The organism is Luteimonas sp. FCS-9, from assembly GCF_001014645.1.
Taxonomy (GTDB): Bacteria; Pseudomonadota; Gammaproteobacteria; order Xanthomonadales; family Xanthomonadaceae; genus Luteimonas.
Genome location: NZ_LASZ01000031.1, coordinates 1 through 24110, shown reverse-complemented (window position 1 = coordinate 24110; position 24110 = coordinate 1). Strand labels below are relative to the sequence as shown.

Here is a 24110-nt window from a genome sequence, read left to right as displayed (position 1 = left end):
AACTCGCACCTGCCCTGGTCGTTCCGTCCCAACCAGACCCGCATGCGCGTGCGCGTGGGCGAGCAGTACGAGACCACGTACTACGCGCACAACGACAGCGCGCGGCCGGTCGTCGGCAGCGCGACGCCGTCGGTGGCGCCGGCGCGGGCCTCGGGCTTCTTCCAGAAGACCGAGTGCTTCTGCTTCACCGCGCAGACGCTGCAGGCCGGCGAGACCCGCGACATGCCGGTGCGCTTCATCATCGACCCGTCGCTGCCGCGCGACGTCAACACGGTCACGCTGTCGTATACCTTCTTCAAGAACGATGTACTGACCTCGCGGCTGGTCGCCGGCGTCGCCCCGGTGCGCGACGCGCGCCTGGCCGCCGCGCCCTAGCGTTCCCCGTTCCGCCCCCGACACCGCGCCGCCACCCGGATACCGCCATGGCCCACGTGAAGACCGAACACCAGGATCCCAACGTCTACTTCGTGCCGCACGACAGCAAGTGGCCGCTGTTCGCCTCGGTCGCGCTGTTCGTGACGATGCTGGGCCTGGCCAGCTGGTTCAACGACGCGAGCTGGGGGCGTACGACGTTCTTCGTCGGCATCGCGGGCCTGGCGCTGATCCTGTTCAAGTGGTTCGCCGACGTCGTGCTCGAGTCGGTCTCGGGCTACTACAACAAGCAGGTCGACGTGTCGTTCCGTATGGGGATGGTGTGGTTCATCTTCTCGGAGATCATGTTCTTCGGCGCGTTCTTCGGCGCGCTGTTCTACGCCCGCACGCTGGCGCTGCCGTGGCTGGGCGGCGAGGGCTCGGGCGCGATGACCAACTCGGTGCTGTGGGACGGCTACAGCGCCGCGTGGCCGACCGCCGGCCCCGGTGGCGTGGGCGGCGTGTTCCAGACCATTCCGGCCTGGGGACTGCCGCTGCTCAACACGCTGATCCTGCTGGCGTCGGGCGTCACCATCACGATCGCCCACCACGCGCTGCGCGCCGCGCGCCGCACCCAGCTGCTGGTGTTCCTCGGCGCGACGATCGCGCTGGGCTGCGTGTTCCTGTTCTTCCAGATCGAGGAATACGTCCACGCCTACCGCGACCTCAACCTGACGCTGGGTTCGGGCATCTACGGCTCGACGTTCTTCATGCTCACCGGCTTCCACGGCGCGCACGTCACGCTCGGCACGATCATGCTGATCGTGATCTGGCTGCGCTGCTTCCGCGGCCACTTCACCAGCGAGAACCACTTCGCCTTCGAGGCGGTGGCCTGGTACTGGCACTTCGTCGACGTGGTGTGGCTGATTCTGTTTCTGTTCGTTTACGTCGTCTGAGACGACGGAAACGAACGGGATTCGGGATTCGTGAAAGCGAGTCAATGCACGCCTTTATGAATCCCGTATCCCGAATCCCCATTCCCGCCGCATGGGGTCTACGGCATCAGCCGTAGACCCCATGCGGCTTGATCCACCCCATCCAGATCGCCAGCAGCACCAGCGCGATCAGCGCGACCGACAGGCCGATGCGGCGGGTGAGGGCGTTGACGGTGCGGTTGCTGCGGCCCTTGTCGTTGAGCATGTAATACAGGCCGGCGCCGAGGTTCCACAGAATCAGCAGAACGAAACCGATGATCAGCAGCAGCTTGAGCGAATCGTTCATCACCATGACGGACTCCGCGGCGCGAGGGGCATGAGCGGATTATCGCAGCCCGCGGACACCGGGGCGTGAGCCGGCGCACGCGCCTTGCGGCGGGATGGGGCGTGGCCTTGCTGCTGGTCGTGGCGTTCGCGGCGCTGGGCCAGTGGCAGCTCACGCGCATGCATGACAAGCGCGCGATGCTCGAGGCCGTCGAGCGGACGCTGTCTGCGCGCCGTGCCGTACCGCTGTCGCACGCCGGCGACGACGCGCGCCGGCGCGACTACGACTGGGCCGCCGGACGCGGGCGTTTCGTCGACGCGCCGGCGTTCGTGCTCGACAACCAGATCCACGACGGCCGTCCCGGCCTGCGGGTCTACCGCCTGTTCGCGCCCGACGACGGCGCGCCGCTGCTGGTCGACCTGGGGTGGACGCCGATCGCCGAGCGCACCGCGCGGATGCCGGCGGCGGACGTGCTGCACGGCGAGGGGCTGCTCGGCCGGACGCTGGACCTGCGCGGCCTGCTGGCGCCGCCGCCGTCGGCGGGGCTGGCGCTGGGGCCGGCGATCGGCCAAGGCCCGGCATGGCTGATGACGCGCTTCGACGCGCCGGCGATCGCCTCGGCGGCCGGGCTCGCGGCGCTGCCGCCGCGGGTGCTGCGGCTCGATCCCGCGCTGCCCGCCGGCTACGCTCGCGACCTGGATATCCTCCCCAACACGCTGCCGCCCGAGAAGCACCTGGGCTACGCGGTCCAGTGGTTCGGCCTGGCGCTGACCGTCCTCGTCACCGCCCTGGTGCTCACTTTCCGGAAACCCCGCCGATGACGACGCCCGCCCCCGTCCCGACCGCCCAGCGCGACCGCAACCGCCTGCTGCTGGTGCTGATCGTGGTGCTGTTCCTGGGCAGCGCCCTCGTCGCCGGCGCGCTGCGCTTCTCGGGCTGGCGCCCGGCCGGCATGCAGAACCATGGCGAACTGCTCGACCCGCCGGCCGACCTGCGCGCGCTGGCGCCGCGGCTGGCCGCGGGCGGCACCTACGCCTGGCAGCCGGTGGAGCGCCGCTGGCGGATCCTCGTCGCGCCGCCGGCCGGCTGCGGCGATCCCTGCGTCGCGCTCTCGCGCGAGCTCGATCTGGTCTGGCAGCTGTTCGGCCGCAATGCCGACCACGTCGACATCCTGTGGCTCGGCGACGTGCCCGACGGCGCGGTGCGCAACGCCGCGTGGCGCGTACTCGAAGCTGACCCCGCGCTGCGCGCCGCCCTGCCACGCGTCGACGGCGGCCCCCGGGACGCGGACAATGGCGTCCCGGCCTACGTCGTGGACCCCAACGGGTTCGTGATCCTGCGCTATGCCCCCGGCTTCGACCCGGGCCATCTGCGCGCGGACATGGCCAAGCTGCTCAGACTCCGCTGATGACCCACCCGCCGCCCGCCCACGCGACCGCGCACCGCCCGGCCGTCTACCGCCACTTCCACCGGATCGCCTGGTTCGCGGCGGCGCTGACGCTGTGCGTGATCGTGTTCGGCGCGTTCGTGCGGCTCTCCGACGCCGGGCTCAGCTGTCCCGACTGGCCGACCTGCTACGGGCGTGCGACCTGGCCGCAGGCCGCCACCGACGTCAGCGACCACGCCGCGAGCGCGATCCGGCCGTTCGAGACCCACAAGGCCTGGCGCGAGCAGGTGCACCGCCACCTGGCGGCGACGCTGGGCGTGTTCGTGCTCGGGCTGGCGCTGCTGGCCGTGCGCCGGCGGCGCCACGGCCTGGCGCAGGTGATCGGCGCGGCGCTGCTGGTCGCGCTGGCGATCCCGCTGTACATGCGCGGCGACACGATGGCTGCGCTGGGCATCGCCGCGCTCGGCGAGGCGATCCTGCTGCTGGCGGCGCTGCGCTGGTCGAACATCGATCTCGCGCGCGCGGCGGTGCTGACGCTGGCGGTGGTGATCTTCCAGGCGCTGCTGGGCAAGTGGACGGTGACGCTGCTGCTCAAGCCGGTGATCGTCATGGGCCACCTGCTCGGCGGCATGCTGACGTTCTCGCTGCTGCTGTGGATGGCGTGGCGGGCGACGATGCAGCCGATCGTGCTGGCGCAGGCCGACGCGCTGCGGCGCTGGACGCTGGCCGCGATCGCGGTGGTCGGCGTGCAGATCGCGCTCGGCGGCTGGGTCAGCGCCAACTACGCCGCGCTGGCCTGCGGGGCCGGCGGCTGGACGACTGCGGTCCACCACTACGGCGATTTCCCCCGGTGCGTGGGCCAGTGGTGGCCGCCGAGCGATTTCCGCGAAGGGTTCGTGCTGTGGCGCGGGATCGGCGTCGACTACGAGGGCGGCGTGCTCGACGGCGCGGCGCGGATCGCGATCCAGATGGCGCACCGGGCGATGGCGGTCGTCGTCTTCGCGACGCTGCTCGCGTTCGCCGTGCGCCTGCTGCGCACCCCGGGCCTGCGCGGCTGGGCGGTGGCGCTGGGCGCGCTGACGCTGGCGCAGGTGCTGCTGGGCATCCTCAACGTCAAGCTCGCACTGCCGCTGTGGGTGGCGGTGCTGCACAACGGCGGCGCCGCGCTGCTGCTGTTCGTGCTGGTCTCGCTGCTGGCGCGGCTGCGGCGGCCGGACTGACATGGCCGGGAGCAAGGCGCGCGCGTACTGGACGCTGACCAAGCCGCGGGTGGTCGCGCTGATCGTGTTCACCGCGCTGGTGGGCATGTTCCTCGCGGTTCCGGGGCTGCCGCCGGCGCGCGAGAGCGTGTTCGGTCTGCTCGGCATCTGGCTGGCGGCGGCATCGGCGGCGGCGATCAACCACCTGATCGACCAGCGTATCGACAAGGTCATGGCGCGCACCGCGCACCGACCGCTGGCGACCGGCGCGCTGCGTCCGGTGCAGGTGCTGGTGTTCGCGCTGGCGCTCGGCGCCGCGTCAATGGCGATCCTGGTGCTGCTGGTCAACCCGCTGACCGCCGTGCTGACCTTCGCCTCGCTGATCGGCTACGCGGTGGTGTACACGGGCTTCCTCAAGCGCGCGACGCCGCAGAACATCGTCATCGGCGGCATCGCCGGCGCCGCGCCGCCGCTGCTGGGCTGGGCCGCGGTGACGGGCATGACCGGGCAGTGGGACTGGGCGCACGCGCTGCTGCTGGTGCTGATCGTGTTCGTCTGGACGCCGCCGCACTTCTGGGCGCTGGCGATCTTCCGCCGCGAGGACTACGCGCGCGCGCTGGTGCCGATGCTGCCGGTCACCCACGGCGTGGCGTACACGCGCTGGCAGATCCTGATCTACACCGTGCTGCTGGTCGTGATCACGCTGCTGCCGGTCGCGATCGGCATGAGCGGGCTGTTCTACCTGGGCGGCGCGGTCGTGCTCGGCCTGGTGTTCCTGTGGTACGCCTGGCGCCTGCTCGATCCGCCGGACGAGTTCTTCGCGATGCGGATGTTCAACTACTCGGTCGTCTACCTGATGGCGCTGTTCGCGTTCCTGCTCGTCGACCACTGGCTGTTGCCGTGGCTGCCGGGCGCGGGCGGGGTGGCCGGTGGCCTGGACTGGCAGCGGGTGGGCTGACGCACGCGTTCCGCGCGGTGGGCGCGCCGCGCTCTGGAAACGTTTTCATGAATGCGGCAACATGGCGCCTGCCAGCCCCCGGCGCTCGCTGATCCTCGGCGTGCTCCCGGCCGCCAGCGCATTCCCCGCCTGCCCGCCCCGGCCTTCCGGCCCGTCGGTGTGCATGCGCCCGATCCCGCTTTCCAGGACACCGACATGTCGAACCTCCAGGCGCTGCTGCCGCAGCGCGACCTGCGCTTCACCCGCAACGCCCTGGGCATGGGCGGTGGCTTCCTGCTGGCCCTGTTGGCATTCGTGGTCGCCGGCGCGATCGCGTGGTGGCAGTTGCCGGGCCTGCTGCAGGACCAGCAGATCCGCAGCAACCCGCTCGAGCTCGAGGACTACGACCTGCGCGACGGCCGCTGCACCACCCGCAAGGCGGTGTTCACCGACTGCGAGGCCGACGTCGCCTACGAGGTCGACGGGGTCGCGTACGAGAAGCACATCTCGCTGCTGTTCGTGTCGTTCTCGCGTGGCGACTACGCGACCAGCCTGGTCGTGGCGGCCGACGATCCGTCGAAGGCGGCGCTGAGCATCGGGCTGGAGCGCTTCTGGAACCGCGTGGTGTTCTTCCTGGTGCTGTTCGGCATCTTCGCGGCGCTGGGCGTGGTGGCGATCGTCACCCGGCTGCGCAACGGGCGCGTCAACGGCGCCGCACGCCAGCCGCAGCGCTGGATCCCCGAGCCGGTCGAGATCAAGGCCGCGCAGGCCTCGTTCGGCGGCACGGTCGTGACCTATGCCTACGGAAAGCTGCCCGGCCGGGCAGCGGGCAAGCAGAACGTCCGCTTCGCCAAGCGCGAGGCGCCGCTGCTGGTCGACACGCCGGACGGCGAGACGCAGGCGCTGGCCGTGCGCCCGGCGGCCGGCGGGGTGCCGTTGCTGCTCGATGCCGGGCTGCGGCGCATCGACCTGACCGAAGCCGAGCGCGAGGCCGCGTTCGCGGTGCTGGGCGCCTCGCCGGACGCATCGGCCTGACGCCGCGCGCAGGCCGGCGCCGGGCGGCTCAGGCCGGGTAGATCCCGCCGAGCACCCGCGGGCCGGCGGCGCCGGTCACCGACGGCAGGTTGCCGGGCAGGCCGAGCACGGTCTGCCGGGCCAGCCACGCGAAGCCCATGGCCTCGACGTGGTCGGGGTCGAGCCCGTGCGCGTCGCTCGACACCACGGCCACGCCGGGCAGGGCGTGGGCCACCGCGGCCATCAGCGCTGGGTTGTGCACGCCGCCGCCGCAGGCGATCAGGCGCGCGGTCGTGGGCTGGGTGGCGCGCAGCGCATCGGCAATCGTCGTCGCGCTCAGCGCCAGCAGCGTCGCCTGCACGTCCGCCGGCGTCTCGCCGCCGGCCAGCGCGGCCTCGACCCAGTCCAGGTGGAACTGGTCGCGGCCCGACGACTTGGGGGGCGGCAGCGAGAACCACGGCGCGGCACGCAGCCGCGCCAGCAGCGCCGCGTCGACCCGGCCGCCGGCGGCGAATGCGCCGCCGCGGTCGAAGGGCTGTCCGGTGTGCCGCAGGCACCAGGCGTCCATCAGGCCGTTGGCCGGCCCAGTGTCGAACCCGCGCACCGCGCCGCCGTCGCCCGGCAGCAGGGTGAGGTTGGCGATGCCGCCCAGGTTGAGCACCGCGCGGTCCTCGCCGAGCGCGTGCAGCAGCGCGGCGTGCAGCGCCGGCAGCAGCGGGGCGCCATGGCCGCCGGCGGCGACGTCGCGGCGGCGGAAGTCGGCGACGGTGCGGATGCCGGTGCGCTCGGCGATCGTCGACGGGTCGCCGAGCTGCAGCGTGAAGCCGTGCCGCCCGTCGCCGGCGCGTCCGTGCGGGCGGTGGCGCAGCGTCTGGCCGTGGGAGCCGATCGCGGCGATGTCCGCGGCCGTCAACCCGGCCTCGGCGAGTGCCCGGTTGGCTGCCTGCGCGAAGCCTTCGGCGATCCGGTTGTCGAGTTCGCCCAGGTCGTCGAGCGTCAGCGGTGCGGCCTGCTGGCCGAGCGCGACCAGCTGTGCGCGCAGGTCGTCCGGCCAGGAATAGGTGCGGCCCAGACGCAGGTCGGCCTGCAGCCGGCCCTCGCTGCCGGTGTCGAAGCCGACGATCGCCGCGTCGATGCCGTCGGCGCTGGTGCCCGAGATCAGGCCGAGGAACAGGTCGGGCATGGAGGGACGCCGATCGCCGGTGGCATGCGAAACGAAACGCCCGGCCGGAGCCGGGCGTGGGGATCAGCCGCGGTTGCCGCCGCCGCCGGCCGCGCTCGCGACCTGGCGGTCGGCGCGCTCGGGATCGGGCCGCGCCGGCACGTCGGCGTAGATGATCTCCTCGACCTCGCGGATGCGCGCGAGCGCCGGGCCGGTCTGCTGGCGGAACTGCGCCAGCGCCGCGCCGTTCAGCGGGTCGGGCTCGGGCATCGTGTGCTGCAGCGGGTTGCGGTGCTGGCCGTTCACGCGGAACTCGTAGTGCAGGTGCGGGCCGGTCGCCAGGCCCGTCGAGCCGACGTAGCCGATCACCGTGCCCTGCGGGACGCGCTGGCCCTGGCGGATGTTGCCGAAGCGCGACATGTGCGCGTAGAGCGTGGTGTGCCCGCGGCCGTGGTCGAGGATCACGACGTTGCCGTAGCCGCGCTGGGTGCCCTTGAACTGCACGCGCGCGTCGCCGGCGGCCATGATCGGCGTGCCGGTCGCCGCGGCGTAGTCCACGCCCTTGTGCATGCGCATCGTGCCGAGCACCGGATGGCGCCGGCTGCCGAAGCGCGAGCTCAGCCGCGCGTACTGGATCGGCATGCGGATGAAGCTCTTCTTCAGCGGGCGGCCTTCGGCGTTGTAGTACTCGGCCTTGCCGTCGTGCTCGAAGCGGAACGCGGAGAACGGCTTGCCCTTGGCGGTGAACACCGCGGCCTGCACCGGGCCGCTGCGGATCAGCTCGCCCTCGCGCCAGACCTGCTCGACGACCACGCTGAAGCGGTCGTTCTGGGTGACGTCGGTGTTGAAGTCGATGTCGTACTTGAAGACCTCGTCGGTCAACGTGTTGATGTTCGCGCCCGACAGGCCCAGCTTGCGCGCCGAGTGGAACAGCGAGCGGCCGACCTGGCCGCTGATGACGACGTTGCGGATCTCGACCGGACGCTCGATGACCTGCTCGCTCACGGTGTCGCCGGCGATCGCGAGCTCGACCCGCTCGGTGTCGCTGCGGTCGTAGCGCAGCCGGGCCAGGCTGCCGTCGGCGGCGATGTCGAAGCCGAGTTCAGTACCCGGGCGCATGCGCGTGAGCTTGGCCTTCGCGTCGGGCAGCTCGAGGATGCGGTGCATCGTCGCGGCCGGCAGGTCGAGCTCGGAGAAGATCGAGCCCAGCGTCTGGCCCTGGGCCACGGTGACCAGCTGCCAGTTGTCGTGGGCCTGCTGCGCGACGCGCTGCTGCGCGGTCAGCGGCGGCAGCGCCAGCGACATCGTCACCAGTTCGTGGCCGTCGTCGCCACCGTCGCGCATCGCGTGCGAGAACCCCGGCACCAGCGCGACGAGCAGCGCGCCGAGCGTCGCGAACAGACTCGCGTGCGCCCAGTCGCGCCGCGTCCAGCGGCCGGGATAGAGCCGGGCGCTGCCGAATCGTCCTTCCTGCGCCGTGTTCCGGGCCGCCGCCTGCAGGTTGTCGTGGAGCACGCGCCGGTGGTGGGCGTCGGCCTGCGGCGGGACGGGTGTCGTCATCGTGGCGGATCCCAGGGTGCGTGAAAGACGTGTCAGCGGGGTAACATAGAGATGTGAGCTCCATGCGTCAAATCACTGACCGGACAGGAATTTTCGGTCCGTTCACTGCATAACGACCCGTTAACGACCACCGCCTGCGCATTCACATCATGAATACGCGGCGGGTTTTCCAGAGATCCCCCCGACGATGTCCCAGACCCCCGCCATCGAGCTGATCGCACGCGGCAGCGACGAGATTCTCAAGCGCGACGACCTGCAGGCGCGGCTCGCGCTCGGTCGCCCGTTGCGCATCAAGGCCGGCTTCGATCCGACCGCGCCCGACCTGCACCTGGGCCACACGGTGCTGCTCAACAAGCTCCGGCAGTTCCAGGACCTGGGCCACACGGTGATCTTCCTGATCGGCGACTTCACCGGAATGATCGGCGACCCGTCGGGCAAGAGCGCCACGCGCAAGGCGCTCTCGCGCGAGGACGTGCTGGCGAACGCCGAGACCTACAAGGCGCAGGTGTTCAAGGTGCTCGACGCCGAGCGCACCGAAGTGCGGTTCAATTCCGAATGGTTCGGCGCGATGGGCGCGGCCGACATGATCCGGCTGGCGTCCACGCACACCGTCGCACGCATGCTCGAGCGCGACGACTTCGCCAAACGCTACGCCGGGCAGCAGCCGATCGCGATCCACGAGTTCCTCTATCCGCTGGTGCAGGGCTACGACTCGGTCGCGCTGCGCGCCGACGTCGAGTGCGGCGGCACCGACCAGAAGTTCAACCTGCTGATGGGCCGCGCGCTGCAGGAACACCACGGCCAGGCGCCGCAGGTCGTGCTGACGATGCCGCTGCTGGTCGGCCTGGACGGCGTGGCCAAGATGTCCAAGTCGCTGGGCAACTACATCGGCGTGACCGATCCGGCGATCGACATCGTCAACAAGACGATGAAGATCGGCGATGCGCTGATGTGGAACTGGATCGAGCTGCTGAGCCTGGAGATCGGCATCGACGAGGCCGCGGCGCTGAAGGCCGATGTCGACGCCGGCACGCTGAACCCGCGCGACGTGAAGCTGCGCCTGGCGCGCGAGCTCGCCACCCGCTTCCACGATGCCGACGCGGCGCAGACCGCGATCGCCGGCTGGCATGCCGCGGTGACCGGCGAGGGCGACGTGACCGCGCTGCCGCTGCAGGACGTCGCGGTGCCTGCCGACGGCCTGCGCATCGCTGCGCTGCTGACCGCCGCCGGCATCACGCCGAGCAATTCGGAGGCCAACCGCAAGCTCAAGGAGCGGGCGGTCAAGGTCGACGGCGCCGTCGTCGAAGACGCCGGCCTGGTGCTCGTTCCCGGCTTCGAGGGCGTGCTGCAGGTCGGCAAGCGCAACTTCGCGCGGGTGCGGCTGGTCGGCTGACGGGGGCCTGCTTGGGGCCGGCCCGTCAGGACCGGTCGTCCGACCGGGGGTTCGCCAGCGCCAGCAGGACGTCTGCGTGGCACGGGCCGTCGAGCGGACACCAGCAGGCGAGGTTGCGGCCGCGCAGGGGCGTCGGGTCGAGGTCGTCGGGACGGGTCGCCATGAATTCGGCGTAGCGCGCGACGCAGGTGGCACGATCGCCGTCGACGCCCACCCGGTACGGGTTGCCCCAGCGACCGGGTCGCGCGACGACGGTCGCCGGCAGTCCGTTGACCGCCCGCGAATGCGCCTGCAGGTCGAACCCGCGGCGACGCGACAACTGCAGGCGGACCGGTCGTGTCATGTCGCCGTCCCGCACCACGGCGCGCCGCGCCAGGACGCGTGGTCGGCGATGCGCAGCAGCGCGAGATCCTCGTCGGTATCGCCATAGGCGTGCACGTGGGCGAACGCCTCGCGCGGATACGTGGCGCGGACCCGCCGGGCCTTTTCGTCGCCGGCGCACTGCGCGCCGGCGTAGCGGCCGGTGAGCCGGCCGTCGGTCGTCTGCTGGAGCGCCGAGCACAGCAGGTCGAGGCCCTGGGCCGCGCACCAGGGCGCGAGCAGGACGTCGAGGTTCCCCGAGACCACGACCACCGTATCGCCACGCGTGCGGTGCCAATCGATCCGGGCCTGCATCTGCGGGCGCACCAGCGCGGGCAATCGCGTGGCCGCCAGCGTGGCGCCGGCGGCGGCAACGCGCGCTGCCGGCAGCCCGGCGAACGCGTAGCGTACGAGCGCCGCACGCGTGCGCACGCCCGACAGCCAGCCGGATCGGTAGGCGATCACGACCGGTGCCATCAGCACGCGCCCGGCGATCAGCCGCCAGCGTGGCGTCGCGGCGACGAGCAGGTCGGGAAAGGTCTCGCGGCTGGTGATCGTGCCGTCGAAGTCGAACAGCGCGAGATCGGGCAGGGCGCGGTCGGGCAACGCGCCAGTCGGGTGGGCCGGGTCGGCCACGACGGGTGTCGTGGGGCGTGCGGGCATCGGGCGTTCCTCGCCTGTGCGAAGGGCGGCGTCGCCGCCGCCCTTCGCTGGATCGCAATGGGCCGGCCATCCGGGCCGGCAACGCGCAGTTACGGCGCGCCGCCCGCCTCGCCGCGCGCGGTGTCGCGTGCGGCCTTGAACGGATTGCCCTCGTACCAGTTCGGCCAGCGGTCGCCGTCGGCGAGCGTGCGGCCGACGCCGTACAGCGCCTCGAGGTCCTGCACGACGCCGTCGAGGTTCCAGTCCGGGTTGTACTCGTCGCCGGGCTGGTGGTAGCGGGTGGCGTAGTCGTCGCTCGCCGCCTTGCCTGCCGCGGTGCCGCCCTCGACCAGGTCGTTGCCGCCCTTGGCGTAGAGCGCCGGCACGCCGGCCTTGGCGAAGTTGAAGTGGTCGGAGCGGAAGTAGTAGCCGCCGGCCGGGTTGCCTTCCTCGACCAGCGTGCGATTCTGCTGGCCGGCGTAGGTCTGCAGGATGTCCTCCAGTTCCGAGCTGCCCTTGCCGGTGACGACGAAGTCGCGCGAGGGACCGGCGACGCTCATCGCGTCGAGGTTGATCACGCCGACCGTCTGCGCCAGATCGATGCTCGGCTGGGCGACGTAGTACTTGCTGCCCAGCAGGCCCGACTCCTCGAGCGTGACCGCCAGGAACACCAGCGAACGCTTCGGCTTGGGCTCGGAGGTCGCGAACTTCTCGGCGATCTCGATGATGCCGGCCACGCCGGTGGCGTTGTCGATCGCGCCGTTGTAGATCGTGTCGCCTTCGCCCTCGTGCTTGCCCAGGTGGTCCCAGTGGGCGAGGTAGAGGATCGCCTCCTCCGGCGCCTGCGTGCCCGGCAGGATGCCCACGACGTTGCGCGAGCTCTTCTCGGCGACCGTGCTCTTGAGGTCGAAGGAGACCTTGGCGTTCAGTGGCACCGGCTTGAAGCCGCGCTTGTTGGCCGCCTGGATCTGCGCGTCGAGGTCGAGGCCGGCGTCGGCGAACAGCTGCCGGGCGACGTCGCCGGTGATCCAGCCCTGCGCGGGCAGGCGCGGCTCGGGATCGTCCTGCGGACGCAGGTCGAACTGCGCGCCCGACCACGAGTTCTTGACCACGTCCCAGCCGTACGACGCGCCGGCGGTGTCGTGCACGATCAGCGCCGCGGCCGCGCCCTTGCGTGCCGCCTCCTCGAACTTGTAGGTCCAGCGCCCGTAGTAGGTCATCCGGTTGCCGTCGAACAGCGATTCGTCCTGGGCGTGGAAGCCCGGGTCGTTGACCAGGATGACGACGGTCTTGCCCTCGACGTCGAGGCCGGCGTAGTCGTTCCAGTCCTGCTCGGGCGCGTCGACGCCGTAGCCGACGAACACCAGTTCGCTGTCGGCGACCTCGATCTGCGGCTTGCCGGTGCGCGTGCCCAGCACCATGTCGCGGCCGAAGGCCAGGTCGCGCGTGCCCTTGGCGGTCGCGAGCTTGAGGACGGTCGAATCGTCGGCCGTGGTCTCGACCATCGGCACGGTCTGGTACCAGCTGTCGTTGTCGCCGCCGGGCTGCAGGCCGATGCGTTCGAACTGCGCGCTGATGTACTCGACGGTGCGGTCCTCGCCGGCGGTGCCGGGCGCACGGCCCTCGAATTCGTCCGAGGCCAGCGTCTTGACCAGCTCGCCGAAGTCCGCGCCGGTGATGTCCGACGAGAACGCGTGCGCGGCCTGGGCGTCGGGCGCCGGCGCGGTGGCGGTGTCGTCGGCCTTGTCCTGCGCGCCGCACGCGGCGAGCGCGAGTGCGGCCGGCAGGGCCAGCATCAAATGGGGTCTGCGCATCCGGTGATCACTCCTGCAAGCGGGGAACGCCGCACTATACGGTCGTTCAGCTGCCGATGCGCGCCGGGCGGGGATCAGTCCTTCGGCGCCTGCGCGCCATCGTAGGGCACCACGGTGGCGCCGCTGACCGGGCCGGTGCGCGCGCTGGCGTGCACGTACAGCGTGACCTCGCGCTTGAACGTCAGCGGGCCCTCGACCACCGCGTCGGGGCCGATGATGATCCGCGGGCTGCGGCGGTTGATCGTGACCGGAAACCAGTTCGACGAGGGCTTGTCGACCGTCAGTCCGCCGCGCACCCGCGAGCCGGCGCCGATCGTGACGTCGCCGTTGACCGTCTTCACGTCGCCGGTCACCTCGGTGCCGACCAGGCCGATCGCGCCGTTGACGGTGACCACGTTGCCGTCGACCCGGCTGCCGCGGTCGACGAACACGCCGCCGCTCACGCTCTCGACGTTGCCCCCGACCTGCGCCGCCCCGCCCAGCCGGATTCCGCCGTTGACGGTGGTCAGGTTGCCGGTCCGCGCGCGGGCGCCCAGCGTGATGCCGCCGTTGACCGTCTCCATCGACCCGGCCTGGATCTCGTCGCCGCCGCGGATGCCGCCGTTGACGGTCTCCACGTCCTGGGCCCGGGCGTGGTCGCCGATGCGGATGCCGCCGTTGACCGTCGACAGGTCGCCGTAGGCCTGGCCGGCCTCGGCGGTGATGCCGCCGTTGACCTTGGAGACGTCGGCCTGGGCGAACGCGCCGCCGGCGGCGAGGACGACGGCGAGCGCGAGCAACGCGCGAACGGGGCGATGCGGGCGGGCAGCGGACATGACCATGACCTCGTGGATGGGGCGGGGCGGAAGCCCGGCGTCGACCGTAGCTTGCCGCCGTGTCGCTACAATCGCATCTGTCTTTGGTCACTGGGCCGTTCGTCGTGCCGCAAGCCGCAACCTCCTCCCGACCGCGCCCCGTCGTCCTGCTGATCCTCGACGGCTGGGGACACCGCGACGACCCGCGCGACAACGCGCTCGCGCTCGCCGACATCCCGACCTGGCGCGGGCTGCTGGCCGGGCACCCGTCCACGCTGATCCACACCGAGGGTCGCCACGTCGGCCTGCCCGACGGGCAGATGGGCAACTCGGAGGTCGGCCACATGAACATCGGCGCCGGCCGGATCGTCTATCAGGACCTGACCCGCATCGATGCGGCGATCGAGGACGGCAGCTTCTTCGCGAACGCCGAGCTGGGCGCCGCCTGCGACGCGGTGCGCGCCGACGGCGGCACCCTGCACGTGATGGGCCTGCTCTCGCCCGGCGGCGTGCACAGCCACGAGGCGCACCTGTTCGCGATGCTCGAGCTGGCCCATCGCCGCGGCGTGCCGCGCGTGGCCGTGCATGCGTTCACCGCCGGCCGGGACACGCCGCCGCGCTCGGCCGAGCCGAGCCTGCGCGCGCTGCAGGACCGCTGCGCGGCGCTGGGCAACGCGCACGTGGCCAGCGTGTCGGGCCGCTACTACGCCATGGACCGCGACCAGCGCTGGGAGCGCGTGCGCAAGGCCTGGGACGCGATCGTCGACGCGTCGTCGCCGCATCGCGCGCCCGATGCGGTCGCCGCGCTGCGGGCCGCCTACGCCCGCGACGAGAACGACGAGTTCGTGCTGCCGACCGTCGTCGACGGTGCCGTGCCGATGGCCGACGGCGATGCCGTGGTCTTCATGAACTTCCGCGCCGACCGCGCGCGCCAGCTCGCCGCCGCGTTCGTCGACCCGGCGTTCTCCGGCTTCCAGGCGCGGCGCCCGGCGCTGTCGCGCTTCGTGTGCCTGACCGAGTACGACGCGCGGCTTCCCGCGCCGCTGGCGTTCGCGCCCGACGATCTGCCCAACACGCTGGGCGAGGTGCTCGGCGCGCAGGGGCTGACCCAGCTGCGCATCGCCGAGACCGAGAAGTACGCGCACGTCACGTTCTTCCTCAGCGGCGGGCGCGAGGCGCCGTTCCCCGGCGAGGACCGCATCCTGGTGCCCAGCCCCAAGGTCGCGACCTACGACCTGCAGCCGGAGATGAGCGCACCCGAGGTCTCCGCGCAGCTGGTGCAGGCCGTGCGCGACGAGCGCTTCGACGTGGTGATCTGCAACTTCGCCAATCCGGACATGGTCGGCCACACCGGCGTGCTCGAGGCGGCGATCAAGGCGGTGGAGACGGTCGACCGCGCGGTCGGCGAGATCGTCGAGATCGTGCGCGCCAAGGGCGGCGAGCTGCTGGTCACCGCCGACCACGGCAACGTCGAGATGATGCGCGATCCCGAGACCGGCGAGCCGCACACCGCGCACACCGTCGGGCCGGTGGACCTGGTCTACGTCGGCAGCCGGCCCGGGCCGCTGCGCCGGGGCGGGGCGCTGCGCGACCTGGCGCCGACGATCCTCGATCTGCTCGGCCTGTCCGTGCCGGTCGAGATGACCGGCCGCAGCCTGCTGCAGGCCGACGGCTGAGCATGACCGGCAGGGCGATCGCGACCGGTGCCGCGCTGCTGCTGACCGCGCTGCTGGCCGCGGTTCTGCCCGCGCTCGACGTCGCCGCCCAGAGCAGCCGCGAGACCGAGCGGCGGCTGGAGCGGGTGCGCAAGGAACTGCGCGACGTCGCCGCCGAGCGCCGGCGCCTCGAGGGCCAGCGCGGCGCGGCCGCGCGCGAACTGCGCCAGGCCGACGAACAGGTCGCCGCCTCGACCACCGCGCTGCGCGAGACCAGGATCAAGCTCGCCGCCGAGCAGGCCGAGCTCGAGCGCCTGCAGGCGCGGCGCCAGACCCTGACGGCCACCGTCGAGCAACGCCGCGCGGAACTGGCGACGCTGCTGCGCGCGGCCTACACCATCGGCGACGAGGCCGCGCTCAAGCTGATGCTGGCGCAGGACCGGGTCGCCGACGCCGGCCGCCTGCTGGTCTACCACCGCTACCTGCAGCAGCAGCGCAGCGAACGCATCGCCACGCTGCGCGCCGAGATGGACGAGCTCGACGGCATGGAAGCGGCGATCCACGACCGTCGCGCCGCGCTCGAGGCCGCGCACGCCGAGCAGCGCGTGCAGCTCGCCCGGGTCGAGGCCGACCGCGGCAAGCGTGCCGAGGCCGTCAAGGGGCTGGAGGCCAAGTTCAACGACCGCAGCGCGCGCGAGAAGGCCCTGGGCCAGGACGCCCGCGCGCTCGAGCGCGTGCTGGCCCAGCTGCGCGCGGCCGCGCGCAGGGCCGAGGCCGAGCGCCGCGCCGCCGCCGCGGCCCGCGCGCGCGAGGCGCGCGAATCCCGCGACACCACCGCCGGTGGCCGCGCGCCGGCCCGCCCGCGGACGCAGGTCGCGCGCGCCCCGGCGCCGCAGGTCGGCGGTCTGGGATGGCCGATCAGCGGTGCGCTGCTGACCGCCTTCGGCGGCAAGCTGCCCGATGGCAGCAGCAGCAACGGCGTGCTGATCGGTGCGGCCGCCGGCACCCCGGTCAAGGCGGTCGCCGACGGCACGGTCGTGTTCGCCGAGTGGATGACCGGCTACGGAATGCTGCTGATCGTCGATCACGGCAACGGCTACATGAGCCTGTACGCGCACAACGACGCCCTGCTGCGCAAGACCGGCGATGCGATCAAGCGCGGCGACACGATCGCCAGCGTCGGCAATTCCGGCGGCCAGGGCCGCAGCGGCCTGTACTTCGAGCTGCGCCAGAACGGCAAGCCGGTCAATCCGACGACCTGGCTGCAGCGCCGCTGACGCGTGCGCGGGGCGGTCGGTCGTTGCCGGCTGCTCCCATCCCGGCCTTCCGCCCGTGAAGGGCGCAATGCACCCGCGACGCGGGGGAAGGCGCAAAGCGCCATCACCGCGCGTCATCACCTCTCACCACCTCCCGCGTCGCGGAAGGAGCAGGCGCCATCACCGCGCGTCACCACCTCCCCCGCCCGCGGGGGAGGTCGGCGCGCATCGCGCGCCGGGCGGGGGCACGGGCCTTTGGCGACCTCCTGTCGTCGCGCGCGGCCTCAGCCCAGCGATTGCTTGACCAGGCGCGAGACCTCGCCCATGTCGGCCTTGCCGGCCAGCTGCGGCTTGAGCACGCCCATCAGCTTGCCGATGTCGGCCGGGCCGCTGGCGCCGGTCTGCGCCTTCGCCGCCTCGATCGCGGCGACGATCTCGGCCTCGCCGAGCTTCTCGGGCAGGTAGCGCTCGATGACCGTGATCTCGTCGCGCTCGATCTGGGCCAGGTCCTCGCGGCCGGCGCCGGCGTACTGGGTCACCGAGTCCTTGCGCTGCTTGACCATCTTTTCCAGCACGGCGAGCACCGCGGCGTCGTCGAGCTCGATGCGCTCGTCGACTTCGCGCTGCTTGATCGCGGCGTTGACCAGGCGGATCACGCCCAGGCTGTGCTTGTCGCCGCCCTTCATCGCGGCCTTCATGTCGTCGGTGAGTTGCTGCTTGAGGGTCATGGCGGGTCCTGGGCGGGGAAGGGAGGGCGACAGGCGCGCGGGCGCCAGTCGGGGAGACGACAAAAAGCCGGCTGCGCTGCGCGCTGCCGGCTTCTTGCGTCATCAAACGATCGAACCGGGCAGCGACGCCCGGCGCGCGCCGATCAGTACAGGCGCTGGCGCTTGGTGACGTCGCGCGAAACGCGACGGGCCTGACGCTTCACGGCGGCAGCGGCCTTGCGCTTGCGCTCCTGGGTCGGCTTCTCGTAGAACTCGCGCTTGCGGGTTTCGGCGAGCACGCCGGCCTTCTCGCAGGTGCGCTTGAAACGACGCAGCGCAAACTCGAAGGGCTCGTTTTCGCGGACTTTGACGCTAGGCATGGAATCTCCGGGGATCTGGGCACCCGGCCTTCGGGGCCGGATCGAATCTTGCGAATTCGGGGTCTGCCGAGGGTCTGCTCCCGGCGAGCCGCGTATCATAGCCAGGACCCGGCGGCCGACGCAAGCCACCGGACCGGGCGCGTTCCCTGCGGCCCGGCGTCCCGTCCGCTTCCCGGCAGTCCAGCGCACCATGAAAGTCCTCGGCATCGAAACCTCCTGCGACGAGACCGGCGTCGCCGTCTACGACACCGCCCTGGGCGGCGCGGAAGGGCTGCGCGCGCATGCCGTCTACAGCCAGATCGCGCTGCATGCGCAGTACGGCGGCGTCGTGCCGGAGCTGGCCAGCCGCGACCATGTGCGCAAGCTGCTGCCGTTGATCCGCCAGACCCTGGCCGAGGCCGGGCTCGCGGTCGACGAGCTCGACGGCGTCGCCTACACCGCCGGGCCGGGCCTGGTGGGCGCGCTGCTGGTCGGGGCCGGCGTCGCGCGCGCGCTGGCCTGGGCGCTGGACGTCCCGGCGATCGGCGTGCACCACATGGAGGGCCACCTGCTCGCGCCGCTGATGGAGGACGACGCGCCGGCGCCGCCGTTCGTCGCGCTGCTGGTCTCGGGCGGGCACACGCAGCTGGTCGCGGTCGATGCGATCGGCGCCTACCGGTTGCTGGGCGAGACCCTCGACGACGCCGCCGGCGAGGCCTTCGACAAGACCGCCAAGCTCATGGGCCTTCCGTACCCGGGCGGTCCCCAGCTGGCCGCGCTGGCGCAGGCCGGCACGCCGGGTGCGTTCCGGTTCTCGCGGCCGATGACCGACCGCCCCGGCCTGGATTTCAGCTTCAGCGGCCTCAAGACCCAGGTGCTGCTGGCCTGGCAGGGCAGCGACCAGCGCGACACGACGCGCGCCGACATCGCCCGTGGCTTCGAGGACGCGGTGGTCGACACGCTGGCGATCAAGTGCGCGCGCGCGCTCGATGCCACCGGCTGCAGCACGCTCGTGGTCGCCGGCGGTGTCGGCGCGAACCTGCGCCTGCGCGCCAAGCTGCAGGCCGACGCCGCACGTCGCGGCGGCCGTGTCTGCTTCCCGCGCCCGGCGCTGTGCACCGACAACGGCGCGATGATCGCCTTCGCCGGCGCCCTGCGCCTGCAGGCCGGCCAGCATGGCGACGCCGCGGTGCGCGTGGTGCCGAGGTGGGACATGGCGCAGTTGCCGCCGTTGGCGGCAACGGCATCCGGGAATGGGGATTCGGGAATGGGGATTCGAAGAGGCTAAGCTGTTCGCGTTCCGATTCCCCACACTCTCTTCCCCATTCCCCGCTCATGGACAAAGTCTTCATCGAAGGCCTCGAGATCGAGGCGCTGATCGGCATCTACGACTGGGAGCGGCGCATCCGCCAGCCGCTGGTGTTCGACGTCGAGATGGCGTTCGACAACCGCGTGCCGGCGGCGAGCGACGACATCGCGCGCACGCTCGACTACAAGGCGGTCAGCAAGCGGCTGATCGACTACGTGGGGGCATCGGAATTCGGCCTGGTCGAGACGCTGGCCGAGCGCTGCGCGGCGCTGGTGATCGAGGAGTTCAACGTCGGTTGGGTACGATTGAAGCTCAGCAAGCCGGGTGCGGTGCGCGGCGCGCGCGCGGTCGGCGTGATCATCGAACGCAGTCGCCAGGGCTGATCCGCGAACCCTGGCGCGCCGCACAGCCGCGGCCGCAACAGGAGACCCCGCACGATGCAGCCCCATCTCGAACGACTCAGCGACCTGCTGGCGCCTTATCCCTGGGCGTACAGCGCGACCGTGCTGGCGGGCCTGTGCCTGCTCGCCTGGCTGGCGAACTTCGTCACCAAACGCATCCTGCTGCGCGGGCTCGGCCGCTTGCTGCAGCGCACGCCGCTGGGCGGCGCCCAGCACGACCACCAGGTGCGGCTGCAGGCGATTCCGCGGCTGGCCAACGTGGTGCCGGCGCTGGTGATCTCGGCCGGCATCTCGGTGGTGCCCGACCTGCCGCCGCAGCTGGTGGTGATCGTGGAGCGGCTGTGCCAGATCTTCGTCGTGGTGACGATCGCGCTGGCGGTCTCCCGCGTGCTCGACGCGTTCAACCGCAACTACGAGCGCCGCCCCGACGCGCACAACAAGCCAATCAAGGGTTACCTGCAGGTCGTCAAGATCGTGATGTTCGTGCTGGTCGGCATCTCGGTGATCGCCACGCTGATCGGCGCGCAGTTCCTGCACATCGTCACCGGCCTGGGCGCGATGACCGCGGTGCTGATGCTGATCTTCCAGGACACGATTCTCTCGCTGGTGGCCAGCGTGCAGATCAGCAACGACGGCCGCGTGCGCATCGGCGACTGGATCGAAATGCCGAGCCAGAACGCCGACGGCGACGTGATCGACATCGCGCTGCACACGATCACCGTGCGCAACTTCGACCGCACCGTGACCACCGTGCCGACCAAGAAGCTGGTCAGCGACGCGTTCAAGAACTGGCGGCCGATGTCCGAGGGCGGCGGGCGCCGGATCAAGCGCGCGCTGTACCTCGACCAGCGCAGCGTGCGGTTCCTGGCGCCCGAGGAGATCGCGCGTTTCCGCCGCTTCGTGCTGCTCGACGCCTATCTCGACCGCAAGGACCAGGAACTGGCCGACTGGAACACCGCGCTGGCCGAGCGCGGCGCCGAGCCGGTCAACCACCGCCGCGTGACCAACCTGGGCACGTTCCGTGCCTACGTCGAGCACTACCTGCGCCACCACGCCGGCATCAACCAGGAGCTGACGCTGCTGGTGCGCCAGCTGCAGCCGACCGAGACCGGGCTGCCGCTGGAGATCTACTGCTTCACCGCCGACACCGGCTGGACGGTCTACGAAGGCATCCAGGCCGACATCTTCGACCACCTGCTGGCGATCCTGCCCGAGTTCGACCTGCGGGTGTTCCAGGCCCGCAGCGACGCGCCGGTGGACGTGCACCTGCGCCGCGACGGGCAGCCGGGAGCGGACGAGGACGCCGATCCGAGCGCGGCGGCGGTCGCGTCCCCCCGCTGACCGCGGGCGGGCGATGCGCGATCATGGCGCTCCCCACAGGAGCGCCCCCATGGCCATCGCCTGCCTGAGCCTCGGCAGCAACCTCGATCCCGAGCATCACCTGCGCGCAGCGGTCGACGCGCTGCGCGCGCGCTTCCCGTCGCTCGTCGTGTCGCCGACGTACCGGTTCCCGGCCGTGGGCTACGCCGGCGCGGACTTCCTCAACGCCGCCGCGACGATCGAGACCGAGCTGTCGCCCGAAGCGCTCAACGCCTGGCTGCACGCGCTCGAGGACGCGCATGGGCGCGACCGCAGCGGGCCGCGCTACAGCGACCGCACCCTCGACATCGACATCGTGCTCTACGCCGACCGCATCCTGGCCGGCGAGGGAAACCTGCGCATCCCGCGAGACGAATTGCGGCACGCCTTCGTGCTCAAGCCGCTGGCCGAGATCGCGCCCGACCTGCGCCATCCGGTCGACGGGCGGACGCTTGCGCAGCTGTGGGCCGTTCACCCCGACCGCGACACGGCGTTCGAGACGATCGCCATCGCCGAACCGATCGGGGCGGCATGAGCGCCGCGACGGCGCTCGGCCCGCGTCCCGGGCGCCTCCGTCGATGTCGCAAGCTCAGAGCATGCGGCCGCCGTCGACGTGGAGGACCTCGCCGGTGCTGAAGCCGGCGCCCCGCAGCAGCCAGCCGACCGCATCGGCGATGTCCTCGACCCGGCCCTGCCGGCGCAACGGCGTCGCGTCGAGGATCCGCGCGCGCAGGGCGGGATCGCCGCCGTCCTCGGGCCACAGGATCGCGCCCGGCGCGACCGCGTTCACACGGACCTGCGGCGCGAGCGCGACCGCCAGGCCGCGGGTCAGCCCGAGCAGCGCGGCCTTCGACGCCGCGTAGGCGACCAGGTCGGCGCGCGGGCGCTCGGCGTAGAGGTCGCCGACGTTGACGATCGCCCCCCCGGCGCGGTGCAGGTGCGGCGCCGCCGCGCGCGCCAGCAGGAACGGCGCACGGGCGTTGACTGCCATCAGCGCGTCGAACAGGGCCGCGTCGCTGGCCTCCAGCGGCGCCGGCGCGAAGGCCGCGGCGTTGTTGACCAGCGCGTCGAGCCGGCCGAACCGCGCCACCGTGGCGTCCACGAGCGCGGCCGTCGCGTCGGCGTCAGCGAGGTCGGCCTGCAGCACGACCGCGCTGCCCGGGCGCTCGGCTTCGAGCGCGGCGGCCAGCGCGTCGGCCTCGGCGCGCGAGGCGTGGCAATGCAGCGCGACGTCGTGGCCGTGCGCATGCAGGTGGCGGGCGATCGCAGCGCCGAGGCGGCGCGCGGCGCCGGTGATCAGCGCGACGGGGCGTGGGGTGTCCATGCGGGCTCCTGACGGCCGCGTGCGGGCGGGCTCGGTATGCTGTGCATTGTCGCCGCCAAGTCACCTCCATGTCCGCTCCCCCTCTGTCCGAAGACGCGCTGGCCCACAGCGAGCGCCTGCGCGCGTCGATCCACGCCCTGATCGCCGAGGCCGGTGGCGCGATCCCGTTCTGGAAGTTCATGGAGCTGGCGCTGTACGCGCCCGGCCTGGGCTACTACAGCGCAGGCGCGACGAAGTTCGGCGCGGCCGGCGACTTCGTCACCGCGCCCGAGCTCGGCAGCCTGTTCGCCGAGTGCATCGCTGAGGCGATCGCGCCGGTGCTGCGCGAACTCGGCGAGGGCGCCCAGGTGCTGGAGGTCGGCGGCGGCAGCGGTGCGTTCGCCGCCGATGCGCTCGCGCACCTGGCCGCGCTCGACGCAGCCCCTGCGCGCTACGCGATCCTCGAGCCCAGTGCCGACCTGCGCGAGCGCCAGCGCACGCGCCTGGCCGCGCAGCTGCCCGACGCGCTGTTCGCGCGCGTGCAGTGGCTCGACGGCCCGATGCCGGACGACTGGAACGGCGTGCTGTTCGCCAACGAGGTCGTCGATGCGCTGCCCACGCCGCGGTTCGCGATCCGCGGCGGCGAGGTGTACGAGGAATACGTCGTCGCCGCGCCCGACGGCGGGTTCGCGACGACGCTGCGTCCGGCCGACGCGCTGCTGGTGCCGGCGGTGCGCCACGTCGAACGCCAGCGCGGCGCGCCGCTGCCGGAAGGTTACCGCTCCGAGCTGCTGCCGCAGTTGCCGTACTGGGTGCAGGCGGTGGCCGGCGGCCTGAAGCGCGGCGCGCTGCTGTTCGTCGACTACGGCTATACGCGCAGCGAGTACTACCGCGACGATCGCAGCGAGGGCACGCTGCGCGCGTTCCACCGCCACCAGGTGTCGCCGGACGTGTTCGCGCTGCCGGGGCTGCAGGACCTGACCGCGTCGGTCGACTTCACCGCGCTGGCCGAGGCCGGCACCGGCGCCGGCTTCGATTTCGCCGGCTACTGCAGCCAGGCCTCGCTGCTGCTGGGCAATCGCATCGACGCGCGCCTGGCCGCGCACGAGGCGCAGGCCGCCGACGAGGCCGCGCGCTACGCGCTGCGCCAGCAGGTCAAGAAGCTGACCCTGCCCGGCGGCATGGGCGAGGCGTTCCAGGCGATCGGTTTCGCCCGCGACGTCGACTTCGACCACGCGTTCCTGGTCGGCGACCTGAGCCACCGGCTGTGACCGGCGCCGCGCCGGCGCGCGGGCTGCGCAGCGCGCTCAAGCCGCTGCGCCGGCCGTGGCTGTGGTGCGGACTGTGGATCGCCGCGATCGCGGCGGTCGTCGTGCTGTCGCTGGTGCCGTCGGTGCCGATGCCCGACGTGCCCGACGGCGACAAGCTGGGGCACTTCCTGGCCTACGCCGCGCTCGCCGCGGCCGCGGTCCAGCTCTACGCACGCTGGCCCTCGCTGCTCGGCGCCGGCCTGGGCCTGGTGCTGCTGGGGATCGGGCTCGAGTACGCGCAGGGCGCGCTGACCGACGGCCGCGTGCAGGACCCGGCCGACGCGCTGGCGAACACGCTCGGCGTGATCGCCGGCCTCGCGACCCGGCTCACCCCGCTGCGCGACCTGCTGCTGCGCCTCGACGGCGGACGCGGGCGCCACGTGCACCCGTAGGAGCGCGCTCGCGCGCGATGAGGCGTTCCCGAGACCGCTTCATCGCACGAAGGGCTTTCGCGAGACCGTTTCTCGCGCGCAAGCGCGCTCCTACAGATGCGGTTGGTGCGGCGTGGCGCTCGGACGTGATCGCCGGCCTCGCGACCCGGCTGACCCCGCTGCGCAGCGACGGCGGATACGAGCGCG

Annotated in this window: 26 protein-coding genes; 16 read left to right on the top strand and 10 right to left on the bottom strand. The window is 72.2% G+C overall.

Features of this window, described 5'->3' with window-relative positions:
• Together WQ56_RS16800 and WQ56_RS16795 are read left to right on the top strand one after the other, a co-directional pair.
• Nucleotides 1-375 (top strand): cytochrome c oxidase assembly protein (locus WQ56_RS16800; protein ID WP_047138290.1); only part of this gene is annotated, 375 nt, incomplete at its 5' end.
• Nucleotides 376-422: 47 nt separating this feature from the next.
• A complete protein-coding gene (locus WQ56_RS16795; protein WP_047138289.1) occupies nucleotides 423-1307 on the top strand; it encodes a cytochrome c oxidase subunit 3 in 885 nt (294 codons plus the stop codon).
• A gap of 106 nt (nucleotides 1308-1413) precedes the next feature.
• Here WQ56_RS16795 and WQ56_RS16790 read toward each other — a convergent pair whose 3' ends face one another.
• Nucleotides 1414-1632 carry a twin transmembrane helix small protein gene (locus tag WQ56_RS16790; RefSeq protein ID WP_047138297.1) on the bottom strand — a complete coding sequence of 73 codons (219 nt, stop codon included), beginning with the start codon at nucleotides 1630-1632 and terminating at the stop codon, nucleotides 1414-1416.
• A 65-nt stretch (nucleotides 1633-1697) separates the two neighbouring features.
• Between WQ56_RS16790 and WQ56_RS16785 the strand changes: the two genes are divergently transcribed.
• From WQ56_RS16785 to WQ56_RS16765, 5 genes are all read left to right on the top strand, one after another.
• The gene (locus WQ56_RS16785; protein WP_047138288.1) at nucleotides 1698-2432 is read left to right on the top strand and encodes an SURF1 family protein; all 735 of its coding nucleotides are present in this window, start codon (nucleotides 1698-1700) and stop codon (nucleotides 2430-2432) included.
• Nucleotides 2429-3019 carry a hypothetical protein gene (locus WQ56_RS16780; RefSeq protein ID WP_047138287.1) on the top strand — a complete coding sequence of 197 codons (591 nt, stop codon included), beginning with the start codon at nucleotides 2429-2431 and terminating at the stop codon, nucleotides 3017-3019. Before WQ56_RS16785 ends, WQ56_RS16780 begins: the two co-directional genes overlap by 4 nt.
• A complete protein-coding gene (locus WQ56_RS16775; RefSeq protein WP_047138286.1) occupies nucleotides 3019-4218 on the top strand; it encodes a COX15/CtaA family protein in 1200 nt (399 codons plus the stop codon). The genes WQ56_RS16780 and WQ56_RS16775 overlap by 1 nt, the downstream gene beginning before the upstream one ends.
• A gap of 1 nt (nucleotide 4219) precedes the next feature.
• Entirely contained in the window at nucleotides 4220-5155 is a 936-nt protein-coding gene (locus WQ56_RS16770; RefSeq protein WP_047138285.1) for a heme o synthase, read from the top strand.
• 195 nt (nucleotides 5156-5350) lie between these two features.
• Nucleotides 5351-6169, top strand: coding sequence for a hypothetical protein (locus WQ56_RS16765; protein WP_156170608.1), 819 nt, complete (start codon nucleotides 5351-5353; stop codon nucleotides 6167-6169).
• Nucleotides 6170-6197: 28 nt separating this feature from the next.
• Here the strand turns inward: WQ56_RS16765 and WQ56_RS16760 are convergent, their stop codons facing one another.
• Together WQ56_RS16760 and WQ56_RS16755 are read right to left on the bottom strand one after the other, a co-directional pair.
• Nucleotides 6198-7331 (bottom strand): anhydro-N-acetylmuramic acid kinase, encoded by a 1134-nt coding sequence (locus WQ56_RS16760; RefSeq protein WP_047138284.1) that lies wholly within the window; start codon nucleotides 7329-7331, stop codon nucleotides 6198-6200.
• Between the two features lie 63 nt (nucleotides 7332-7394).
• Entirely contained in the window at nucleotides 7395-8870 is a 1476-nt protein-coding gene (locus tag WQ56_RS16755; RefSeq protein WP_082132499.1) for a peptidoglycan DD-metalloendopeptidase family protein, read from the bottom strand.
• 187 nt (nucleotides 8871-9057) lie between these two features.
• Between WQ56_RS16755 and tyrS the strand changes: the two genes are divergently transcribed.
• Complete coding sequence (gene tyrS, locus WQ56_RS16750; protein WP_047138283.1) at nucleotides 9058-10263, top strand: tyrosine--tRNA ligase; 1206 nt, start codon at nucleotides 9058-9060, stop codon at nucleotides 10261-10263.
• 25 nt (nucleotides 10264-10288) lie between these two features.
• On the opposite strand, the gene WQ56_RS16745 is transcribed toward tyrS, so the two are convergent.
• The 4 genes from WQ56_RS16745 to WQ56_RS16730 all read right to left on the bottom strand — a co-directional run bounded on the left by WQ56_RS16745 (nucleotide 10289) and on the right by WQ56_RS16730 (nucleotide 13894).
• A complete protein-coding gene (locus WQ56_RS16745) occupies nucleotides 10289-10606 on the bottom strand; it encodes a DUF4326 domain-containing protein (protein WP_047138294.1) in 318 nt (105 codons plus the stop codon).
• On the bottom strand, nucleotides 10603-11286 hold the full coding sequence (locus tag WQ56_RS16740) for an HAD-IB family hydrolase (protein WP_082132498.1): 684 nt from the start codon (nucleotides 11284-11286) through the stop codon (nucleotides 10603-10605). Before WQ56_RS16740 ends, WQ56_RS16745 begins: the two co-directional genes overlap by 4 nt.
• An 89-nt stretch (nucleotides 11287-11375) precedes the next feature.
• Nucleotides 11376-13079, bottom strand: a complete 1704-nt coding sequence (locus WQ56_RS16735; protein WP_047138282.1) for a M28 family metallopeptidase — start codon at nucleotides 13077-13079, stop codon at nucleotides 11376-11378.
• A gap of 74 nt (nucleotides 13080-13153) precedes the next feature.
• Nucleotides 13154-13894, bottom strand: a complete 741-nt coding sequence (locus WQ56_RS16730) for a hypothetical protein (RefSeq protein ID WP_047138292.1) — start codon at nucleotides 13892-13894, stop codon at nucleotides 13154-13156.
• Between the two features lie 104 nt (nucleotides 13895-13998).
• Between WQ56_RS16730 and gpmI the strand changes: the two genes are divergently transcribed.
• Complete coding sequence (gene gpmI / locus WQ56_RS16725; protein WP_047138281.1) at nucleotides 13999-15549, top strand: 2,3-bisphosphoglycerate-independent phosphoglycerate mutase; 1551 nt, start codon at nucleotides 13999-14001, stop codon at nucleotides 15547-15549.
• A 2-nt stretch (nucleotides 15550-15551) separates the two neighbouring features.
• Nucleotides 15552-16805, top strand: coding sequence for a peptidoglycan DD-metalloendopeptidase family protein (locus WQ56_RS16720; RefSeq protein ID WP_047138280.1), 1254 nt, complete (start codon nucleotides 15552-15554; stop codon nucleotides 16803-16805).
• Nucleotides 16806-17068: 263 nt separating this feature from the next.
• On the opposite strand, the gene WQ56_RS16715 is transcribed toward WQ56_RS16720, so the two are convergent.
• Together WQ56_RS16715 and rpsU are read right to left on the bottom strand one after the other, a co-directional pair.
• Entirely contained in the window at nucleotides 17069-17512 is a 444-nt protein-coding gene (locus WQ56_RS16715; RefSeq protein WP_047138279.1) for a GatB/YqeY domain-containing protein, read from the bottom strand.
• Nucleotides 17513-17655: 143 nt separating this feature from the next.
• The gene (gene rpsU, locus WQ56_RS16710; protein ID WP_047138278.1) at nucleotides 17656-17871 is read right to left on the bottom strand and encodes a 30S ribosomal protein S21; all 216 of its coding nucleotides are present in this window, start codon (nucleotides 17869-17871) and stop codon (nucleotides 17656-17658) included.
• A gap of 190 nt (nucleotides 17872-18061) precedes the next feature.
• Here rpsU and tsaD point away from each other — a divergent pair, with 190 nt between their 5' ends.
• From tsaD to folK, 4 genes are read left to right on the top strand one after another with little or no spacing between them, the layout of a single operon-like run.
• Nucleotides 18062-19138 carry a tRNA (adenosine(37)-N6)-threonylcarbamoyltransferase complex transferase subunit TsaD gene (tsaD, locus tag WQ56_RS16705; RefSeq protein ID WP_047138277.1) on the top strand — a complete coding sequence of 359 codons (1077 nt, stop codon included), beginning with the start codon at nucleotides 18062-18064 and terminating at the stop codon, nucleotides 19136-19138.
• 47 nt (nucleotides 19139-19185) lie between these two features.
• Complete coding sequence (gene folB / locus WQ56_RS16700; RefSeq protein WP_047138276.1) at nucleotides 19186-19542, top strand: dihydroneopterin aldolase; 357 nt, start codon at nucleotides 19186-19188, stop codon at nucleotides 19540-19542.
• Nucleotides 19543-19596: 54 nt separating this feature from the next.
• Nucleotides 19597-20901 carry a mechanosensitive ion channel family protein gene (locus WQ56_RS16695; protein WP_047138275.1) on the top strand — a complete coding sequence of 435 codons (1305 nt, stop codon included), beginning with the start codon at nucleotides 19597-19599 and terminating at the stop codon, nucleotides 20899-20901.
• A 49-nt stretch (nucleotides 20902-20950) separates the two neighbouring features.
• On the top strand, nucleotides 20951-21454 hold the full coding sequence (folK, locus tag WQ56_RS16690) for a 2-amino-4-hydroxy-6-hydroxymethyldihydropteridine diphosphokinase (protein ID WP_047138274.1): 504 nt from the start codon (nucleotides 20951-20953) through the stop codon (nucleotides 21452-21454).
• A gap of 54 nt (nucleotides 21455-21508) precedes the next feature.
• Here the strand turns inward: folK and WQ56_RS16685 are convergent, their stop codons facing one another.
• On the bottom strand, nucleotides 21509-22243 hold the full coding sequence (locus WQ56_RS16685) for a pteridine reductase (protein ID WP_047138273.1): 735 nt from the start codon (nucleotides 22241-22243) through the stop codon (nucleotides 21509-21511).
• A 68-nt stretch (nucleotides 22244-22311) separates the two neighbouring features.
• Here WQ56_RS16685 and WQ56_RS16680 point away from each other — a divergent pair, with 68 nt between their 5' ends.
• Nucleotides 22312-23493 (top strand): SAM-dependent methyltransferase, encoded by a 1182-nt coding sequence (locus tag WQ56_RS16680; RefSeq protein WP_047138272.1) that lies wholly within the window; start codon nucleotides 22312-22314, stop codon nucleotides 23491-23493.
• Entirely contained in the window at nucleotides 23490-23924 is a 435-nt protein-coding gene (locus WQ56_RS16675) for a VanZ family protein (RefSeq protein ID WP_231583451.1), read from the top strand. The genes WQ56_RS16680 and WQ56_RS16675 overlap by 4 nt, the downstream gene beginning before the upstream one ends.
• Nucleotides 23925-24110: the final 186 nt, after the last annotated feature.

Bases quoted from the DNA above. Each gene is read 5' to 3' on its own strand.
- WQ56_RS16795 (WP_047138289.1), top strand. From the start codon at position 423: ATGGCCCACGTGAAGACCGAACACCAGGATCCCAACGTCTACTTCGTG.
- WQ56_RS16790 (WP_047138297.1), bottom strand. From the start codon at position 1,632: ATGAACGATTCGCTCAAGCTGCTGCTGATCATCGGTTTCGTTCTGCTG.
- WQ56_RS16780 (WP_047138287.1), top strand. From the start codon at position 2,429: ATGACGACGCCCGCCCCCGTCCCGACCGCCCAGCGCGACCGCAACCGC.
- WQ56_RS16775 (WP_047138286.1), top strand. From the start codon at position 3,019: ATGACCCACCCGCCGCCCGCCCACGCGACCGCGCACCGCCCGGCCGTC.
- WQ56_RS16770 (WP_047138285.1), top strand. From the start codon at position 4,220: ATGGCCGGGAGCAAGGCGCGCGCGTACTGGACGCTGACCAAGCCGCGG.
- WQ56_RS16765 (WP_156170608.1), top strand. From the start codon at position 5,351: ATGTCGAACCTCCAGGCGCTGCTGCCGCAGCGCGACCTGCGCTTCACC.
- WQ56_RS16760 (WP_047138284.1), bottom strand. From the start codon at position 7,331: ATGCCCGACCTGTTCCTCGGCCTGATCTCGGGCACCAGCGCCGACGGC.
- WQ56_RS16755 (WP_082132499.1), bottom strand. From the start codon at position 8,870: ATGACGACACCCGTCCCGCCGCAGGCCGACGCCCACCACCGGCGCGTG.
- tyrS (WP_047138283.1), top strand. From the start codon at position 9,058: ATGTCCCAGACCCCCGCCATCGAGCTGATCGCACGCGGCAGCGACGAG.
- WQ56_RS16745 (WP_047138294.1), bottom strand. From the start codon at position 10,606: ATGACACGACCGGTCCGCCTGCAGTTGTCGCGTCGCCGCGGGTTCGAC.
- WQ56_RS16740 (WP_082132498.1), bottom strand. From the start codon at position 11,286: ATGCCCGCACGCCCCACGACACCCGTCGTGGCCGACCCGGCCCACCCG.
- WQ56_RS16735 (WP_047138282.1), bottom strand. From the start codon at position 13,079: ATGCGCAGACCCCATTTGATGCTGGCCCTGCCGGCCGCACTCGCGCTC.
- WQ56_RS16730 (WP_047138292.1), bottom strand. From the start codon at position 13,894: ATGTCCGCTGCCCGCCCGCATCGCCCCGTTCGCGCGTTGCTCGCGCTC.
- WQ56_RS16720 (WP_047138280.1), top strand. From the start codon at position 15,552: ATGACCGGCAGGGCGATCGCGACCGGTGCCGCGCTGCTGCTGACCGCG.
- WQ56_RS16715 (WP_047138279.1), bottom strand. From the start codon at position 17,512: ATGACCCTCAAGCAGCAACTCACCGACGACATGAAGGCCGCGATGAAG.
- rpsU (WP_047138278.1), bottom strand. From the start codon at position 17,871: ATGCCTAGCGTCAAAGTCCGCGAAAACGAGCCCTTCGAGTTTGCGCTG.
- tsaD (WP_047138277.1), top strand. From the start codon at position 18,062: ATGAAAGTCCTCGGCATCGAAACCTCCTGCGACGAGACCGGCGTCGCC.
- folB (WP_047138276.1), top strand. From the start codon at position 19,186: ATGGACAAAGTCTTCATCGAAGGCCTCGAGATCGAGGCGCTGATCGGC.
- WQ56_RS16695 (WP_047138275.1), top strand. From the start codon at position 19,597: ATGCAGCCCCATCTCGAACGACTCAGCGACCTGCTGGCGCCTTATCCC.
- folK (WP_047138274.1), top strand. From the start codon at position 20,951: ATGGCCATCGCCTGCCTGAGCCTCGGCAGCAACCTCGATCCCGAGCAT.
- WQ56_RS16685 (WP_047138273.1), bottom strand. From the start codon at position 22,243: ATGGACACCCCACGCCCCGTCGCGCTGATCACCGGCGCCGCGCGCCGC.
- WQ56_RS16680 (WP_047138272.1), top strand. From the start codon at position 22,312: ATGTCCGCTCCCCCTCTGTCCGAAGACGCGCTGGCCCACAGCGAGCGC.